Source organism: Corynebacterium sp. HMSC11D10, from assembly GCF_001806995.1.
Taxonomy (GTDB): Bacteria; Actinomycetota; Actinomycetes; order Mycobacteriales; family Mycobacteriaceae; genus Corynebacterium; species Corynebacterium coyleae.
Map to the genome: position 1 here is coordinate 59,819 of NZ_KV787088.1, position 14,183 is coordinate 74,001.

Sequence of the window (14,183 nt, forward strand, 5' to 3'; positions counted from 1 at the left end):
GCCCTCGCAGGCTCAGGCCTAGACAAGATCCAAACTGCGCTCCACCGCGTCTTCCCACGCGGTAACCAGCCGGTCCCGTTCGGGGCCGGCCATTTCGCTTTCCCAGGTGGTGGAGGTGCCGAGGGATAAGGGTTCGTCGATAAGCGAAATGCCCATCGCCGCCGCCGACGCCGCCCCCATCACCGTCGTCTCCGTATTCGCGGGTCGCTCCACCGTCACGCCCAGGATGTCGGCCTGCATCTGCATCAACAGGTTGTTCTCCGTCATGCCGCCATCGACCTTCAGCGTCGTCGGGTCGCCGCCCATCGCACACACCACCTCGCGCGCCTGCAGGCACGTCGCCTCCAGCGCAGCCCGAGCAATGTGCCGCTTATCGACGAACCGCGTCAACCCCACAATCACACCCCGCGCATCCGGACGCCACCGGGGTGCGAACAGACCGGAGAACGCGGGCACGATCACCACTCCCCCACTGTCTTCGACCTGCTCCGCGAGGGTTTCCGATTCTGCGGCGGTGCTCAGGATGCCGAGCTGGTCGCGCAGCCACTGAATCAACGACCCGCCCACGGCCACCGAGCCCTCCTGCGCGTACACCGGCGGCTGGCCCTGCACCTGGTAGGCGACGGTGGTCAGCAGGCCACGGTCGCTGAACTTCGGCTCGGCACCCGTGTTGAGCAGCATGAACAGGCCGGTGCCGTACGTCATCTTCGCGTCGTTCTCATGCAGGCCGCCTTGGCCGAACAGCGCGGCCTGCTGGTCGCCGAGCACGCCCGTGATCGGCACACCCGCCAGCGGACCCCGCGGACGGATCTTGCCAAAGTTTCCGACGGACGGCCGGATCTCGGGAAGGATTCGGGGTGGGATGCGGAGGTCGTCGCAAAGTTGCTTGTCCCAGTCGAGGGTCTCCAAATCCATGAGCAGCGTGCGCGACGCGTTGGTCACATCCGTCAGATGCAACGCCTTGTCCTTGTCCTTCGCCCCGCCCGTGAGGTTCCAGATCAGCCACGTATCCATCGTGCCCGCCAGGAGTTCGCCCTTTTCGGCGCGCTCGCGAGCGCCTTCGACATTGTCCAGAATCCACGCCCACTTCGGCGCCGCAGGATACGAATTGTGCAAAAGCCCGGTCTTACTCAGGTACTTCGTGGCGTCCCCGTTGTGGTTCGTGCGGGTGTCCTGCCACACGATCGCGTTGTAGATCGGCTTGCCGGTTGCTTTGTCCCAAATCACGGCAGTCTCGCGCTGGTTGGTCAGCCCGAGAGCGTAAATGTCCTGCTCAGCGATGTCCTTGTCAGCAAGTGCTTCGCTGAGCGCCCGGCGTGTGTTACGCCAGATCTCCATCGGGTCGTGCTCCACCCACCCCTTGCGCGGCATGATCTGCTCGTGCTCAAACTGCGCCTGGGTGATGACCTTCCCGTCCGTGCGCGTGATGCACACACGTGTCGACGTCGTACCCTGGTCAATCGCCGCAATCAAAGCCATGCGCGTGATTCTACGGTGGGCGGTGGTGCCCGTTGGGTTGTTGTGGCGCTTTCTGGCTCGTTTCCGGTGCTTTCCTGGCGCTTTCTGGCTCGTTTCCGGTGCTTATCGTCTAGTTTCCGCTGATCGTCTAGCTGCATTTTTGTCGAACCAGACGATCAGCTAATTACTGAAAACCGTGTTCATCATCACCTGGGGAAATACCTGGTCCTCCCCGAGGCCGTCTAGCTGGATTCGAGGTGGAGCTAGACGATGAGCCGAACTAGACGATCAGCGCGCCCCGGTTCCCTCAAAATGCACAATATATTGCGCAAAGACCCCCTTTACAGCGCAGCAGTCGGGTGCAATATTGCCTACATGGGGGATTTACAGAAGAAACGCGAAGCAGAACTCGAACTCATTCAAGACGTCGCAGCAAAGTCCAGATCTGCAGTAATCACAGGTCCAGCCGCGGCCAGGTGGCTAGGACTCTCGACATACAACTGGGTCACCACAGTCGACCTCGCACTACCAGGAGAAACGAGGCCGTGGAAGCGCGGCGATGCCCATCGCATTTACAGAAGTGGAATCCTCGCTGAACAGGAGTACCTCGTACACAAGGGGGTTCGCACGGCGACGGCGATCAGGGCGATGTTCGACTCGTTCAGGTACCACGGGCGCACTGAAGCGCTGGTGCAGATCGAGTCGGCGAGGTGGAAGCACCGCCACCTGACCACGGAATACCTGCTGGATAAAACGGAAACGCTGCCGAAAGCACGCGGAATCGCGGGGTTCCGGAAACTCATCGAACACGCGACAGATACGTCAGCGAGTGTGTTGGAGACGATTGTGCGCGACGCAATCCTGCGTGCGATCGCAGACGGAACGCTTACCGGGGTGGTCACGCTCGAGTTCCAGGTTGGCCTGCGGATCCGGGAACGTGACGGCCGCCCGATGATGGCCTGGGCGGACATACTGATCAACGGGTTTCTCGTTGTGGAGGCAGACGGTCTCGAGAAGACGAGCGGGGTGATGGGAGATGCAGCGAGCATGCTTCGCGACGAACGCGAGCGCGAAACCCAGCTTCAAAACCAGGGCGCAGTTGTCAGGCGGGTGAGGTGGGACCGTGCAACGTCCACTGAGTTCATCGCGTCGCTGCAGACTGTGATCGACAGCAGCCCCGGCGTGAGGGAGTTACCGAATCGGGTGGACGTGAACTATCGCGACTGGTTGGAGGAGTTAGAACAACGCGCGGCATAATCTGCTCGTGCTCAAACCGCGCACGCCACCGCCTATGTATGCTCTACGTCACACTCATAACCTAGGAGGACACTATGTGGTTTGACGGATATCTACGGCAATTCGGAAACCGGCTGGAGGACTTCCTTTCAGTAGCAGTCCCCGAAGCGCTCGCAGAATTGACGCCTTCCCAACGGGAGCAAGTTACCAATGGCGTAGACGAGTTTCCCTTTGAAATCGTGCTCGAAATTCTCAACGCTAAACACAGCCATGAAGACACCGTCTCCCGCATCCTGGCCATAACCGGAACATGGATGAATGCCGCATCAGGGAGCCAGTGGACTGTTGGTCCTCTCAGCAGCACTGCTTACTCTGAGCGAGTAGGTGTAGGTGTTAGGTGGGGCGAGCTCGCATTTTCACCGTTGTTAGGTATCTCGGAGAACCTTGTCGATACATTTCCCACCTGGCCGGGCGTACTCATGGAATTTGCTCGCATGCAAGAGGACGATCGCGACTATTTCCGCCAGAGAATGCAGGAAATCCTCGAAGAGACCTAGTACCAGCGCTCGAGGACGGCGGCCACGCCGTGTTCGTCGTTGGTGGCGGTGACGTGGTCGGCGGCGTCTTTGAGTTCGGGTTTGGCGTTAGCCATGGCCACGCCGGTGCCTGCCCACTGGAGCATCTCCAGGTCGTTGGGCATGTCGCCGAACGCGATTGTCTCGGCGGCGGTGAGGCCGTAGCGGTCGGCGAGGTATTGGGCGCCGGTGGCTTTGTTGGCGCCGGGTCGCGAGATTTCGATGAGGCCTTCGTCCATGGAGTAGGTGACGTGGGCGACGGTGTCGTCGATAAGCGGTGCGATGATGTCGTACATCTGCGCGGAGGTCATGTCGGGGCAGCGGACCAGCAGTTTCGCGGCGGGCACTTCGATGAGCGTTTGCTTATCGACGACACCAAACCGACTATCCCACGCATCCGGGTTGTACTCCGGCGTGATCAGGAAGCATTCGTCCTCCGGGTCGAGGGCCGACGAACCGACGCGTTCGACGCCGTAGCCGAGGTAAACGCCGGCAAGTGCGCGTTCGACGTCGTGGAGGATTTCGCCCATGGTGTCGGGAGCGAGTTCGTGGGTGTGGAGGACGCGGTCCTCGGTGGGGTCGTAAACCACGGCACCGTTGGCGCACACGCATACGGGTGCGACCGGGAGCTGCTCGAGCACCGGGATGAGCCAGCGGTGGGGACGGCCGGTGGCCAGGCCGAAGTGAGCGCCGCTGGAAATCGCACGGGACACCACGTTGCGCAGGCGCGGGGTGACGCGACCGGCGGAGGTGATGAAGGTGCCGTCAATGTCAGAGATGATCAGGCGGGGTGCGGTGTCCGGCAGCGAGGTGGTCATGGTTTCCGGCCCTTCTTCGCGGCTTTCTCGGCGCGTTCCTCGGCGTGGATCCGGTCGGCCTCCTCAATAGTGGGTGCGGTGCCGCCGAGGGCGGCGGGCAGCCAGGGCTCACCTGTGCCGGGGCCGGCGAGTGCGGTGTATTCGGTGCGGGATTCGTCGAGAAGCAATTGCATCTGGCGTTTGAGTTCCGCGGTGTCGGCCTCGGCGTCCCCGGTGAGTTCGACGGGTGCGCCGTAGCGGACGATGACCGGCACATTGCGGAAGTGTTTCGGCAGGTCCTTGGTCCAAATGCGTTGGGATCCCCAGATCACGCACGGGATGAGCGGCACACCGGCCTGATGGGCGATGCGTGCGGCGCCGGTTTTGAAACTGGCAAGTTCGAACGAGCGGGAGATGGTCGCTTCCGGGAAGATGCCCACCAGGTTGCCGCTGCGAAGTCGCTCCACGGCGGGCGCGATGGCAGTGCTGCCGTGGGCGCGGTTGACCGGCACGTGTTTCATTTTGCGCAGCAGGCTGCCAAGGACGGGGACGTCGAAGACTTCCTTTTTGGCCATGAAGCGCACGAGGCGCTCGCCGCGCAGGTAGGGGCCGGTGCCCATGAGGATGAAGTCGGCATAACCGGTGTGGTTACCGGCGATGAGCGCGCCGCCCTCGGTGGGTATGTGTTCCGCACCGATGACGGTGACGTCGATGTTCAACGCCCGCATCGCGCGCCGCAGCGTACCCACGAGGCCCTGGTAGAACCGCTCCACCGCCTCGATGCGGTGGGCAGGAGTTTCGGTAAAGCGGTGCGGGACGTTGAATCCGCGGTAGGCGCGCAGTTTCATTAGGGCGTGAGCACTTCCTTGCCAACCCACGGACGCAGCGCCTCAGGCACGCGCACGGAACCGTCGGCCTGCTGGTTGTTCTCCAGGATGGCGACGAGCCAGCGGGTGGTGGCCAGGGTGCCGTTGAGGGTTGCGGCGATCTGGGTCTTGCCGTCAGCGTCGCGGTAGCGCGTCTGCAGGCGGCGAGCCTGGAAGGTGGTGCAGTTCGAGGTAGACGTCAGTTCGCGGTAGGTGTTTTGCGACGGCACCCACGCCTCCGTATCAAACTTACGGGCTGCAGAGGAGCCCAGGTCGCCGGCGGCGACGTCGATGATGCGGTACGGCACCTCAACGGCGGCGAGCATGTCGCGCTCCAGGCCAAGGAGCTTCTGGTGCATCTCCTCTGCGTCTTCCGGCTTGCAGTAGGCAAACATTTCGAGTTTGTCGAACTGGTGGACGCGCAGAATGCCCTTCGTGTCCTTGCCGTAGGAGCCGGCCTCGCGGCGGAAGCAGGAGGACCAGCCGGCGTAGAGCAGCGGGCCGTCGGACAGGTCGATGATCTCGTCCTGGTGCAGGCCAGCGAGTGCGACCTCGGAGGTGCCGACGAGGTACATATCGTCGCGCTCCAGGTAGTAAATCTCCTCGTCGTGCGCGTCGAGGAAGCCCGTGCCCTGCATGATGTCGGGGCGTACCAGCACCGGCGGGATCATGAGCTTGAAGCCAGCTTCGCGGGCCTTCTGCGCGGCGAGCATGAGCATGCCCAGCTGCATCCAGGCGCCGTCGCCGGTGAGGTAGTAGAAGCGCGCGCCGCCAACCTTGGTGCCGCGCTTCATATCGATCAGCCCAAGTGGCTCAGCAAGGTCCAGGTGGTCCTTGACCTCAAAGTCGAACTCGGGGACCTCGCCGACGTGCTCGAGCACCACGAAGTCCTCTTCGCCGCCAGCCGGGGCGCCCTCGATGACGTTGGCGATGGAGTACTGCAGCTTCTCCAGCTTCTCCTGCGCTTCAGCCTCCGCAGCCTCGGCTTCCTTCACACGGGCCTTCAACTCGTTAGAGCCCTCCAGCAGCGCCGGGCGGTCCTCCGGGGCGGCCTGGCCAATCTTTTTACCGAACGCTTTCTGCTCGGCGCGCAGCTCATCCGCTGCTTGGATCGCAGAGCGTCGGGCTTCGTCGGCGGCCAGGAGCTCGTCGACAAGCGCTGGGTCCTCTCCGCGAGCTCGCTGGGACTCACGGACTGCCTCGGGGTTTTCGCGCACACGCTTCAGATCAATCACAGTTGCATACCTTACCTTGTCCGCCGACGCGCGTACGCCGATCCGCAATCCGGTCATAACCAGTGCGCTATGGTGGCCTTATGCCCACCCGGATCACAGACGGCCCCGTGCCCAAGCATGAGCAGCTGCGCGCGATTATCGACGAACTGATCTCCACCGAGCTCTCCCCCGGCGACCCCCTGCCTGGCGAGCGGGCATTAGAAGAGGCCTACGGCGTATCCCGCATCACGGTGCGCCGCGCGATCGGGGACCTCGTTGCTGCGGGCCGTTTGCGCAGGGTACGCGGCAAAGGCACGTTTGTGGCGCCTGCCCCGCTGGTGAGCCGTCTGCACCTGGCGAGTTTTTCGGACGAGATGCGAGCGCAGCGGGTGGAGGCGTCGTCGAGAATCTTGCTCTCTGAGCGCACGACTCCGCCGGACGCGGTGGCCACGTTCTTTGGCACCCCGCCCACGACTGAGCACATCCGCCTGCGGCGCCTAAGGCTTGGCGACGGCGAACCGTACGCCGTCGACGACGCCTGGTACAACTCCATCCTCGTGCCTGACCTGCTGGAAAACGACGTCTACCACTCCGTGTACACCCTGCTGGAAAACGAATACGGACTCGGCATCACAGAAGCGGAGCAGACCGTCACCGCCGTCACGGCAGGCCCCGACAACGCACCGCTTCTCGACGTCACCCCGGACACCGCCCTGCTCCACATCCTGCGCTACGCCCGAAGCGGCACCAGCAACGTGGAGTATTGCTCCTCGGTGTACCGCACGGACCGCTACCGGCTGACTACACGGGTCGCCCGCGAAGTGGAATAATGGTGCGCCATGGCTTCGAAACAGACCGCGCTGCGCGCCTTCCTCATCGCTACCCTGGCGGGCACGGTGGGCGCCGGCACCTACGGACTGACCGCCGATAGTTCCGGCTCCGCAGACCAGGCGGGCGGCTCGTCTACCTCGAGTTCTGTTGCGGAGGCGGCGTCGTTCACCACCGCCGACGCCGGCTCGTGTTTGACGTGGCAGGTTGCCGAAGACGGCACCCATACCAACTTTGAGCAGGCGGATTGCGCCGGCGAGCACCGCTTCGAGGTTGCCGCGCGCGAGGACCTGGCCACCTACCCCACCTCCGAGTTCGGGCCAGAAGCACCGCTGCCAAACCAGACCCGCCAGGCGCAACTGCGCGAGGAACTCTGTGGCGCGGCAACCCTGCGCTACCTGGACGGCAAGTACGACCCGAACGGGCGTTACTCCATCGCTCCGATCCTGCCGCCGGCCGACGCGTGGCAAAACGGGGACCGCACCATGCTGTGCGGCCTGCAGGAAACCGACAGCAACGGCGAGCCGGTGCTGACCTCCGGCCGAGTTGCGGATGCGGACCAGGCCCGCGTGTTCGAGGCCGGCGAGTGCGTGGCCATCGATGCCGCAAACTCCCTGTCCGTGGTGCCGTGCGGCGAGCCGCACCAGTTGGAGATCACCAGCCGCGTCAACCTGGCCAAGCACTTCGCGGATCACACCCCGTCCGTCGAAGAGCAGGACAAATTCCTCGGCGACGTGTGCACTCAGGCCGCGCAGGATTACCTGGGCAGCGAGGAGGCGCTCTACCAGATTGCGCTGCGCCCCTTCTGGACCTCGCAGACCCCGGCCGCCTGGGAGGGCGGTTCCCGCAGCGCCAATTGTGCGTTGATGTTCTCGCGCCCGGAGGGCCAGTTTGCCAACCTCACCGGTTCCGCGACGCAGGGCCGCGAGCATTTGCTTATCGACGACGCCCCGCCACCCGCACGCCCCGAACGCCGCCCGTTGCGCTCTGAGCAGCAGCCGAACCAATCGCCGGCCCCTGCGCCCGAGGCCCCTGCGCCCGAGGCCCCCGCCCCGGCTCCTGAGGCTCCGGTGCAGTTCTGATGATGGCCCCGGTCAGCGACGAACTGTTCGAGGAGATGATCAACGACGCGTTGGACACCATCCCGGACCGCTTCGCCGAGCACATGCAGAACATGGTGATTTTGGCCCGCGACTTCAACCCCGACGACCCCACACTGTTGGGCCTGTTCGAGGGCGTGCCGCTGACCGAGCAGCACTCCAACCACTCCGGGTTCCTGCCCGATGCGGTGTTCATCTACAAAAACGCACTCGAAGCCATCTGCACTGACGAGGAGCAGTTGCGCCACGAGGTGAAGGTCACCGTCCTGCACGAGGTCGGCCACTACTTCGGGCTAGAGGAGCACGAGCTGCACGCCCTCGGCTGGGGTTAGGCCTTCGGCCAGCTTCCGAGCATGCGTATCTGCGTCGCCTGCTCCCCCACGGCGGCAACCGCTTGGGCGATGGGGTCGTCGTCAATGTGGCCCACGAGGTCGACGAAGAAGTTGTAGGTGTTGGGCTCTTTGCGGGTCGGGCGCGACTCGATGCGCGACATGTCCACCCCGCGCACCGCGAATTCCTGCAGCGCGCCGACCAGGGTGCCTGGTTTGTTGGGGGTGCGGAAGACGATGGCGGTGCGGTCGTTGCCCGTTGCGGCCGGTACCTTGCCTTGCTTACCGACGAGTACAAACCGCGTCCGCGCCGTCTCCATATCCGCCACCCCACGGGCGTGAACGTCCAGGCCGAACAGGTCCGCAGCGCGCTCGGGCGCGGCCGCCACGTCCGCCTCGCCGTCCGCGACCATCTTCGCCGCGGCCGCGTTCGAGGACGCCGGGACGAACTCCACGCCCGGCGCGTGCTCACCAACCCAGCGTTTGACCTGGCTGTACGCCACCGGATGGGTGGCCAAGCGGCGGGCGCTGCCCAGTGTTTCGCCCGCGCGTGTCATGATGGCGAACGCGATGGACAGTTCCGTCTCGGCGTAGATCTGCACGCCGGGGGTGTCGACGAGCGCGTCGGCGGTGGTGGTCACCGCACCGTCGACGGAGTTCTCAATCGCGCACACCGCCCAATCGGTCTTGCTTTCCGCGACTGCTTTAAGCGCCGCCGCAGGCGAGTCAACCGGGACGAACTCGGCTTGGCCTGTGGAGTCGAAACGGCGCGCCGCCTCCTCGGTGAACGTGCCCTCGGGTCCGAGATACGCAATTCGTGTCATTTACTTCTCCTGTGCTTCCTCTTCGGCGAGTAGCGCGTAGGTGATCAGCCAGTGTGTGGCCATGAAGTTGGTGCCGGTGAGGTGGGGCACGGTGGCGTCGATAAGCATTTGCGTACCCTCTGACCTGCCGATAGCCCGCAGCAACCACGCCCGCGTCAGCATTAGCCCAAGCAGGTGAGCCTGCTGGCCGTCGTCGGGGTCCTTGACCTGGATCGGGGTGGTGTAGAACTCCAGCGCGCCCGGGGTGAAAAAGCCATCCAGCCAGGCGGGGAAATCCTCGCCGAGCACGCGCTGCATCAGGGCGGCCTGCGCCAGCCCGTTGGGGACGAAGTCGTGGCCGGACAATTCCCAGATGTGCGGGTAGGTGTGGTCGTTTTCGAACCAGGTGCGGGCGGTGTCGTCGCAAAGCAAGCGGAGCTTGTGGAGGCCGAGCGCGTCGGCGGCGTCGATGATCAGTAGCAGGGCGAGTGCGGAGTTGCTGTGCACGCCGTGGCGCACCGGCAACTGCTGCGTGCCCAGCCACGCGGTGATGTTCTCCTCCAGTTGGCGGGCCAGCGGCGCCATCGCGGCCTCCCACGGGGTGCCACGCGTGACCTTGCACAACTGCAGCGCCCACGCCCAGCCATACGGCCGCTCGTACAGCGGGTGCTCGCGCAGGTAGGCAGCCTCGGCGGCGATGTTGTCGGCGGTCAGGCGCTGGTTGAGCAGGTCGGTGAGCGAGGGGTCGTCGACTAGCTTGTGCAACTTCACCCCGCTGGCCAGCATGTGCACGCACGAATGCCAGTCGAAAGACCCCCAAAACGCCGGGTGCAGGCGGCGCGGGGTGACATCCGTGTCGGCCGGCCCGAGGCTCGCGTGGTGCATCGCCGCCGGATACTCCCGGCCGACGACCTCGACGACAGTGCGCGCCCACATTTCGTGCATGGCGCTAAAGTTACCGCATGCAACGGCGCCTGAAGATAGAGATCCTGCTGGTCCTCGCCGTCACATTCGGCACCGCGGGCCTGCGCGCAGCCCTGCGCCTGATCGACTCGCTGCTCAAAGCCCCGCTCAACCAACAAACCACCACAATTTACGACGCCACCTCCACCATCCCGTGGCTCGACCTCGCCCTCCAGGCATGCTCGGCGCTGACCCTGTTCGCGTGGGGTGGACTCGCATGGTTTCTTCTCGACGACCGAACGCACCCACCGCGCCTACCTCGCCTCCCCGACCTCGCCCGCGGCGCCGGATTCGCAGCCCTGATCGGCCTGCCCGGGCTCGCGTTTTACGTCGCCGCCGTACACCTCGGCCTGTCCAAAGTTGTCGTACCGACCACCGAAGCCGTGCAGGTCCCCACCTCCCTGCTGTGGTCGCTCGCCAACGGCTTCGGCGAAGAGGTCGTCGTGGTGATGTACCTGGTCACCCGCCTGCGCCAACTCGGCTGGAAGCCCTGGCAGTTCATCGCCGCCTCCGCCGTGCTGCGCGGGTCCTACCACCTGTATCAGGGCATCTCGGCAGGCCTGGGCAACATCGTCATGGGCGTGGTGTTCGCCTGGTACTTCCACAAAACCGGGCGCATCTGGCCGCTGATCATCGCCCACTTCCTCATCGACGCCGTGGCGTTTATCGCCTACCCGCTCCTCGACCTGTCGTGGCTCGGAATCTAACCACACGCGTCACACTGGTTACACTGTTTTTATGTCAACGACGCCCCACTCCAACGACCCCCGCGACAACGCGGGCGAGTTCGTCCTGGGCAAAGACGGAAAACCCATCGTCGACCGCTACGGCCGGCCCGTCCGCCGCCGGCCCTCGCAGTCTGCGCGGCCTGCGGATTCCCATACGGAGCGGCCCGCACGTTCCGCCGAGCGACCCCCGCGCCGCGACGAGTGGCGCCGGGAAGAACGCCGCGTCGAACCCGGCCACACCGTGTTCGAGCCACGCCCCGCCTACGAGCCACGCCGCGCACCCCAGTACCCTCCGCGCGAAGCTTCACGGCCGGTGCAGTACCGGCCCGGACAGCGCCCAGCGCAGGGCCAGTACAGGCCCGCGCAGCGTCAGGCACCCCGTGATGAACGGCCGATGCCGCTGCAGGTGTCCAAGAGGAGGGAAAGGTCGGCGGGGCGTCGTCGTCAAGCAAAACGCCCTGGATGCGGCAGCATCATCGCCCTCATCATCGTGATCGCGCTCGCGTCCGTCCTCCTTACCGACGCCCGCCTCAACCGCGTCGCCGCACTCCCCGACGAACAAATCGGCAATACAGCCGGCACCAACTGGCTCCTCGTCGGCTCCGACTCACGCACGGGCCTGAGCGAACGCGACGTCGAACGGCTCGGCACCGGAGGCGACATCGGCTCCACACGCACCGACACCATCATGCTGCTCCACCTGCCGCTGCGCGGCAAAGCAACCCTGATGTCTATCCCGCGCGACTCCTACCTGCCAGTTCCCGGATACGGCTACGACAAGATCAACGCCGCGTTCGCACTCGGCGGGCCCGAACTCTTAGTGCAGACCGTGGAGCAAAACACTGGGCTACACATCGACCGCTACGCCGAAATCGGCATGGGCGGCATCGCCGGAGTTGTCGACGCCGTCGGAGGCGTGGAGATCTGCGTCGCCGAACCTATCGACGACCCCCTCGCAAACCTATTCGTCGAGCCCGGCTGTCAAAAGATGGACGGCCCCACCGCCCTCGGCTACGTACGCACCCGCGCCACCGCCCAAGGTGACCTCGACCGCGTCGTCCGCCAACGCGAATTCCTCAGCGCGCTGACCTCTCGGGTCTTCTCACCTGCGGTGTTCCTCAACCCGTTCCGGGTCGGGCGCCTGCTGTGGGTCGCCCCAACGCTGCTCACCGTCGGCTCCGGCGACCACGTTTGGAACCTCGCCCGCATCGCCTTCGCTATGCGCGGCGGCCTAGACACCGAGACCGTGCCCATCGGAGGCTTCGCCGACACCGAAGTGGGCAATGTGGTGCTTTGGGACGACGAGGCAGCCGAAGCCCTGTTCGCCCGGCTGCGGTAGCGGCTGGTTGGCGGCCGGTTGGCGGGTGGGCCGGCTGCGCCTCCTTTCCCCCGCCCCCGCCCCTCCCGCACATGGTGAGAACACAACGGTGAAGACGCGTAAAAACTCGCAAGCTCTCCGTTGCGTTCTCACCATCTGTGGCGGTGGGGTCGGTGGGGGGCGTCGCAAAGCTAAACGGCGCCTCCTACACGGTGCATTTCGTCGAAAATCAGCGAAATGAGCTGTGTTGGATGTACCGTTTGGGACCGGCACCCAACCGAACCACCCCGCCACGCACGAAAAAGCCGGCCGCCGGGCGCAAACCCGGAGACCGGCTTAGAGCAGTAAGCGCTTACTGCTCGTCTGGTCGCACGACCGTCGAGCCAGAGCCAGCACCACCAGAGGTGACTACCTTGCCCTCAACGCCGGGCCACTTGCCAGCGGCGATGAGCTCGTTCTTGCGCTCAACCCAGAAGTCGGCGTTCTTGATGCCGAGGGCCTCGGGGTCGAAGTGCGGGTCGATACCGGCCTTCTTCTGGCGGCGGTAGTCCCACAGGCACTTGAGGGCCGGGACCTGCAGGAAGAGGATGGCGACGATGTTGAGCCATGCGGTTGCGCCCACGCCGATGTCGCCGAGTGCCCACGCGTTGCCCGGGGTAGTGGTTGCGCCGATGAACACGGCAGCGATGATCAGGACGCGTAGGCCCCAGATGATGGCCTTGCGGGCGCCTTCGTTCTTTACCCAGCGGTTGAGGTAGACGGAGTTGGTTTCTGCCATGTAGTAGTACGCCAGCACGGTGGTGAAGGCGAAGAACATGATGGCCAGCGCGATGAAGGATGGGCCGAGGCCGGCGGAGAAGGAGTTCAGGCCTTCTTGGACGAAGCCGGGGCCGACGGGCACGCCGTCGGGAAGCGAGCCGTCGTAGACTACGGCGCCGTCTTCGGACTGGCCTTCGAACACCTTGTACATGTCGGTGGAGATGATGATGAAGGCGGTTGCGGAGCAGACGAAGAGGGTGTCGATGTAGACGGCGAATGCCTGGACGAAGCCCTGCTTGGCCGGGTGGGAGACTTCGGCGGCGGCTGCGGACTGCGGGCCGGTGCCTTGGCCTGCTTCGTTGGAGTAGATGCCGCGTTTGACGCCCCACATGATGGCTGCGCCGAGCATGCCGGAGAATGCTGCTTCCTTGTCAAAGGCGGAGCGGAAGATGATGCCGAAGACTTCGGGGATGTCGGAGGCGTTGGCGAAGAGGACGACGATGGCGATGATGATGTAGATGGCGGCCATGAACGGGACGACCATGGATGCGAAGTTCGCGATGCGCTTCACGCCGCCGATGATGATGAAGGCGAGGAGGATCGCCATGACGGCTGCGGAGATCTTGACGTCGATGCCCCATGCGTTGTCCACGGCTGCGGCTACGCCGTTGGCCTGGATGCCGGGGAGGAAGTAGGAGGTTGCCAGCAGCATGCAGATTGCGAAGATGATGGCGTAGACCAGCATGAATGGTGCGGCGGTGGTGTGCTTGTAGGCCTTTTCGATGTAGTAGGCCGGGCCACCACGGTATTCGCCGGTGTCGCGGTCGGTTTCTTTGTAGATCTGGGCGAGGCAGCACTCGATGAACGAGGTTGCGGAGCCGAGTAGGGCGACGAGCCACATCCAGAAGACGGCACCCGGGCCACCGAAGGCGATGGCGGTGGCGACGCCGGCGATGTTGCCGACGCCGACGCGGCCGGCCAGGGAGATCATCAGGGATTGGAACGAGGAGATGCCTTCTTCGGACTTTTCGCCGGATTTGAGTTGGCGGATCATGTCGGGCAGGCAGCGGATCTGCAGGAACAGGGTGACGAGTGTGAAGTATGCGCCTGCGCCGAGGCACAGGAATACCAACCAGTTGGACCAAATGAGGCCATTGAGGGTGTCGATGAACCCTTCCATGGCGCCCTCCTTTTGTTTGTGTGCTGGGG

14 protein-coding genes are annotated in these 14,183 nt (G+C 64.5%); 7 read left to right on the top strand and 7 right to left on the bottom strand.

The window, feature by feature from the left end; all coding sequences use genetic code 11:
* Positions 1 to 18: 18 nt before the first annotated feature.
* Positions 19 to 1,479 carry a glycerol kinase GlpK gene (gene glpK / locus HMPREF3120_RS10750; protein ID WP_070453315.1) on the bottom strand — a complete coding sequence of 487 codons (1,461 nt, stop codon included), beginning with the start codon at positions 1,477 to 1,479 and terminating at the stop codon, positions 19 to 21.
* A gap of 627 nt (positions 1,480 to 2,106) precedes the next feature.
* On the opposite strand from glpK, the gene HMPREF3120_RS12040 reads away from it, so the two are divergent.
* Positions 2,107 to 2,715, top strand: coding sequence for a hypothetical protein (locus HMPREF3120_RS12040; protein WP_141739436.1), 609 nt, complete (start codon positions 2,107 to 2,109; stop codon positions 2,713 to 2,715).
* 74 nt (positions 2,716 to 2,789) lie between these two features.
* Complete coding sequence (locus HMPREF3120_RS10760) at positions 2,790 to 3,251, top strand: hypothetical protein (protein WP_070453321.1); 462 nt, start codon at positions 2,790 to 2,792, stop codon at positions 3,249 to 3,251.
* Here the strand turns inward: HMPREF3120_RS10760 and HMPREF3120_RS10765 are convergent.
* The 3 genes from HMPREF3120_RS10765 to serS are packed head-to-tail and all read right to left on the bottom strand — an operon-like array spanning position 3,248 to position 6,167.
* Positions 3,248 to 4,087 (bottom strand): Cof-type HAD-IIB family hydrolase, encoded by an 840-nt coding sequence (locus tag HMPREF3120_RS10765; protein ID WP_070453324.1) that lies wholly within the window; start codon positions 4,085 to 4,087, stop codon positions 3,248 to 3,250. The genes HMPREF3120_RS10760 and HMPREF3120_RS10765 overlap by 4 nt on opposite strands.
* Positions 4,084 to 4,914 (bottom strand): lysophospholipid acyltransferase family protein, encoded by an 831-nt coding sequence (locus HMPREF3120_RS10770; RefSeq protein WP_070453326.1) that lies wholly within the window; start codon positions 4,912 to 4,914, stop codon positions 4,084 to 4,086. The genes HMPREF3120_RS10765 and HMPREF3120_RS10770 overlap by 4 nt, the downstream gene beginning before the upstream one ends.
* Positions 4,914 to 6,167 carry a serine--tRNA ligase gene (gene serS / locus HMPREF3120_RS10775; RefSeq protein WP_070422639.1) on the bottom strand — a complete coding sequence of 418 codons (1,254 nt, stop codon included), beginning with the start codon at positions 6,165 to 6,167 and terminating at the stop codon, positions 4,914 to 4,916. The genes HMPREF3120_RS10770 and serS overlap by 1 nt, the downstream gene beginning before the upstream one ends.
* An 80-nt stretch (positions 6,168 to 6,247) precedes the next feature.
* Between serS and HMPREF3120_RS10780 the strand changes: the two genes are divergently transcribed.
* Genes HMPREF3120_RS10780 through HMPREF3120_RS10790 form a run of 3 tightly spaced genes read left to right on the top strand, consistent with a single transcriptional unit; the run spans position 6,248 to position 8,406 of the window.
* Positions 6,248 to 6,976: a GntR family transcriptional regulator gene (locus HMPREF3120_RS10780; protein ID WP_070453329.1), complete on the top strand. Its 729-nt coding sequence runs from the start codon at positions 6,248 to 6,250 to the stop codon at positions 6,974 to 6,976.
* A gap of 9 nt (positions 6,977 to 6,985) precedes the next feature.
* Positions 6,986 to 8,056 (top strand): septum formation family protein, encoded by a 1,071-nt coding sequence (locus HMPREF3120_RS10785; RefSeq protein WP_070453332.1) that lies wholly within the window; start codon positions 6,986 to 6,988, stop codon positions 8,054 to 8,056.
* Positions 8,057 to 8,058: 2 nt separating this feature from the next.
* Positions 8,059 to 8,406 (top strand): metallopeptidase family protein, encoded by a 348-nt coding sequence (locus HMPREF3120_RS10790; protein WP_070422663.1) that lies wholly within the window; start codon positions 8,059 to 8,061, stop codon positions 8,404 to 8,406.
* Here the strand turns inward: HMPREF3120_RS10790 and pheA are convergent.
* Both pheA and HMPREF3120_RS10800 read right to left on the bottom strand, forming a co-directional pair.
* A complete protein-coding gene (pheA, locus tag HMPREF3120_RS10795) occupies positions 8,403 to 9,227 on the bottom strand; it encodes a prephenate dehydratase (RefSeq protein ID WP_070453335.1) in 825 nt (274 codons plus the stop codon). The genes HMPREF3120_RS10790 and pheA overlap by 4 nt on opposite strands.
* Positions 9,228 to 10,151: a DUF2891 family protein gene (locus HMPREF3120_RS10800; RefSeq protein WP_070453337.1), complete on the bottom strand. Its 924-nt coding sequence runs from the start codon at positions 10,149 to 10,151 to the stop codon at positions 9,228 to 9,230. It lies immediately after the preceding gene.
* Between the two features lie 17 nt (positions 10,152 to 10,168).
* Here HMPREF3120_RS10800 and HMPREF3120_RS10805 point away from each other — a divergent pair, with 17 nt between their 5' ends.
* Together HMPREF3120_RS10805 and HMPREF3120_RS10810 are read left to right on the top strand one after the other, a co-directional pair.
* Positions 10,169 to 10,876 (top strand): CPBP family intramembrane glutamic endopeptidase, encoded by a 708-nt coding sequence (locus tag HMPREF3120_RS10805; RefSeq protein WP_070453340.1) that lies wholly within the window; start codon positions 10,169 to 10,171, stop codon positions 10,874 to 10,876.
* A gap of 31 nt (positions 10,877 to 10,907) precedes the next feature.
* Positions 10,908 to 12,236: an LCP family protein gene (locus tag HMPREF3120_RS10810; protein ID WP_083284894.1), complete on the top strand. Its 1,329-nt coding sequence runs from the start codon at positions 10,908 to 10,910 to the stop codon at positions 12,234 to 12,236.
* A 331-nt stretch (positions 12,237 to 12,567) separates the two neighbouring features.
* On the opposite strand, the gene HMPREF3120_RS10815 is transcribed toward HMPREF3120_RS10810, so the two are convergent.
* A complete protein-coding gene (locus tag HMPREF3120_RS10815; protein WP_070453343.1) occupies positions 12,568 to 14,154 on the bottom strand; it encodes an alanine/glycine:cation symporter family protein in 1,587 nt (528 codons plus the stop codon).
* Between the last annotated feature and the right edge of the window lie 29 nt (positions 14,155 to 14,183).

Bases quoted from the DNA above. Each gene is read 5' to 3' on its own strand.
- HMPREF3120_RS10770 (WP_070453326.1), bottom strand. From the start codon at position 4,914: ATGAAACTGCGCGCCTACCGCGGATTCAACGTCCCGCACCGCTTTACC.
- HMPREF3120_RS10805 (WP_070453340.1), top strand. From the start codon at position 10,169: ATGCAACGGCGCCTGAAGATAGAGATCCTGCTGGTCCTCGCCGTCACA.
- HMPREF3120_RS10780 (WP_070453329.1), top strand. From the start codon at position 6,248: ATGCCCACCCGGATCACAGACGGCCCCGTGCCCAAGCATGAGCAGCTG.
- HMPREF3120_RS12040 (WP_141739436.1), top strand. From the start codon at position 2,107: ATGTTCGACTCGTTCAGGTACCACGGGCGCACTGAAGCGCTGGTGCAG.
- glpK (WP_070453315.1), bottom strand. From the start codon at position 1,479: ATGGCTTTGATTGCGGCGATTGACCAGGGTACGACGTCGACACGTGTG.
- HMPREF3120_RS10760 (WP_070453321.1), top strand. From the start codon at position 2,790: ATGTGGTTTGACGGATATCTACGGCAATTCGGAAACCGGCTGGAGGAC.
- HMPREF3120_RS10765 (WP_070453324.1), bottom strand. From the start codon at position 4,087: ATGACCACCTCGCTGCCGGACACCGCACCCCGCCTGATCATCTCTGAC.
- HMPREF3120_RS10785 (WP_070453332.1), top strand. From the start codon at position 6,986: ATGGCTTCGAAACAGACCGCGCTGCGCGCCTTCCTCATCGCTACCCTG.
- HMPREF3120_RS10790 (WP_070422663.1), top strand. From the start codon at position 8,059: ATGGCCCCGGTCAGCGACGAACTGTTCGAGGAGATGATCAACGACGCG.
- HMPREF3120_RS10810 (WP_083284894.1), top strand. From the start codon at position 10,908: ATGTCAACGACGCCCCACTCCAACGACCCCCGCGACAACGCGGGCGAG.
- HMPREF3120_RS10800 (WP_070453337.1), bottom strand. From the start codon at position 10,151: ATGCACGAAATGTGGGCGCGCACTGTCGTCGAGGTCGTCGGCCGGGAG.
- pheA (WP_070453335.1), bottom strand. From the start codon at position 9,227: ATGACACGAATTGCGTATCTCGGACCCGAGGGCACGTTCACCGAGGAG.
- HMPREF3120_RS10815 (WP_070453343.1), bottom strand. From the start codon at position 14,154: ATGGAAGGGTTCATCGACACCCTCAATGGCCTCATTTGGTCCAACTGG.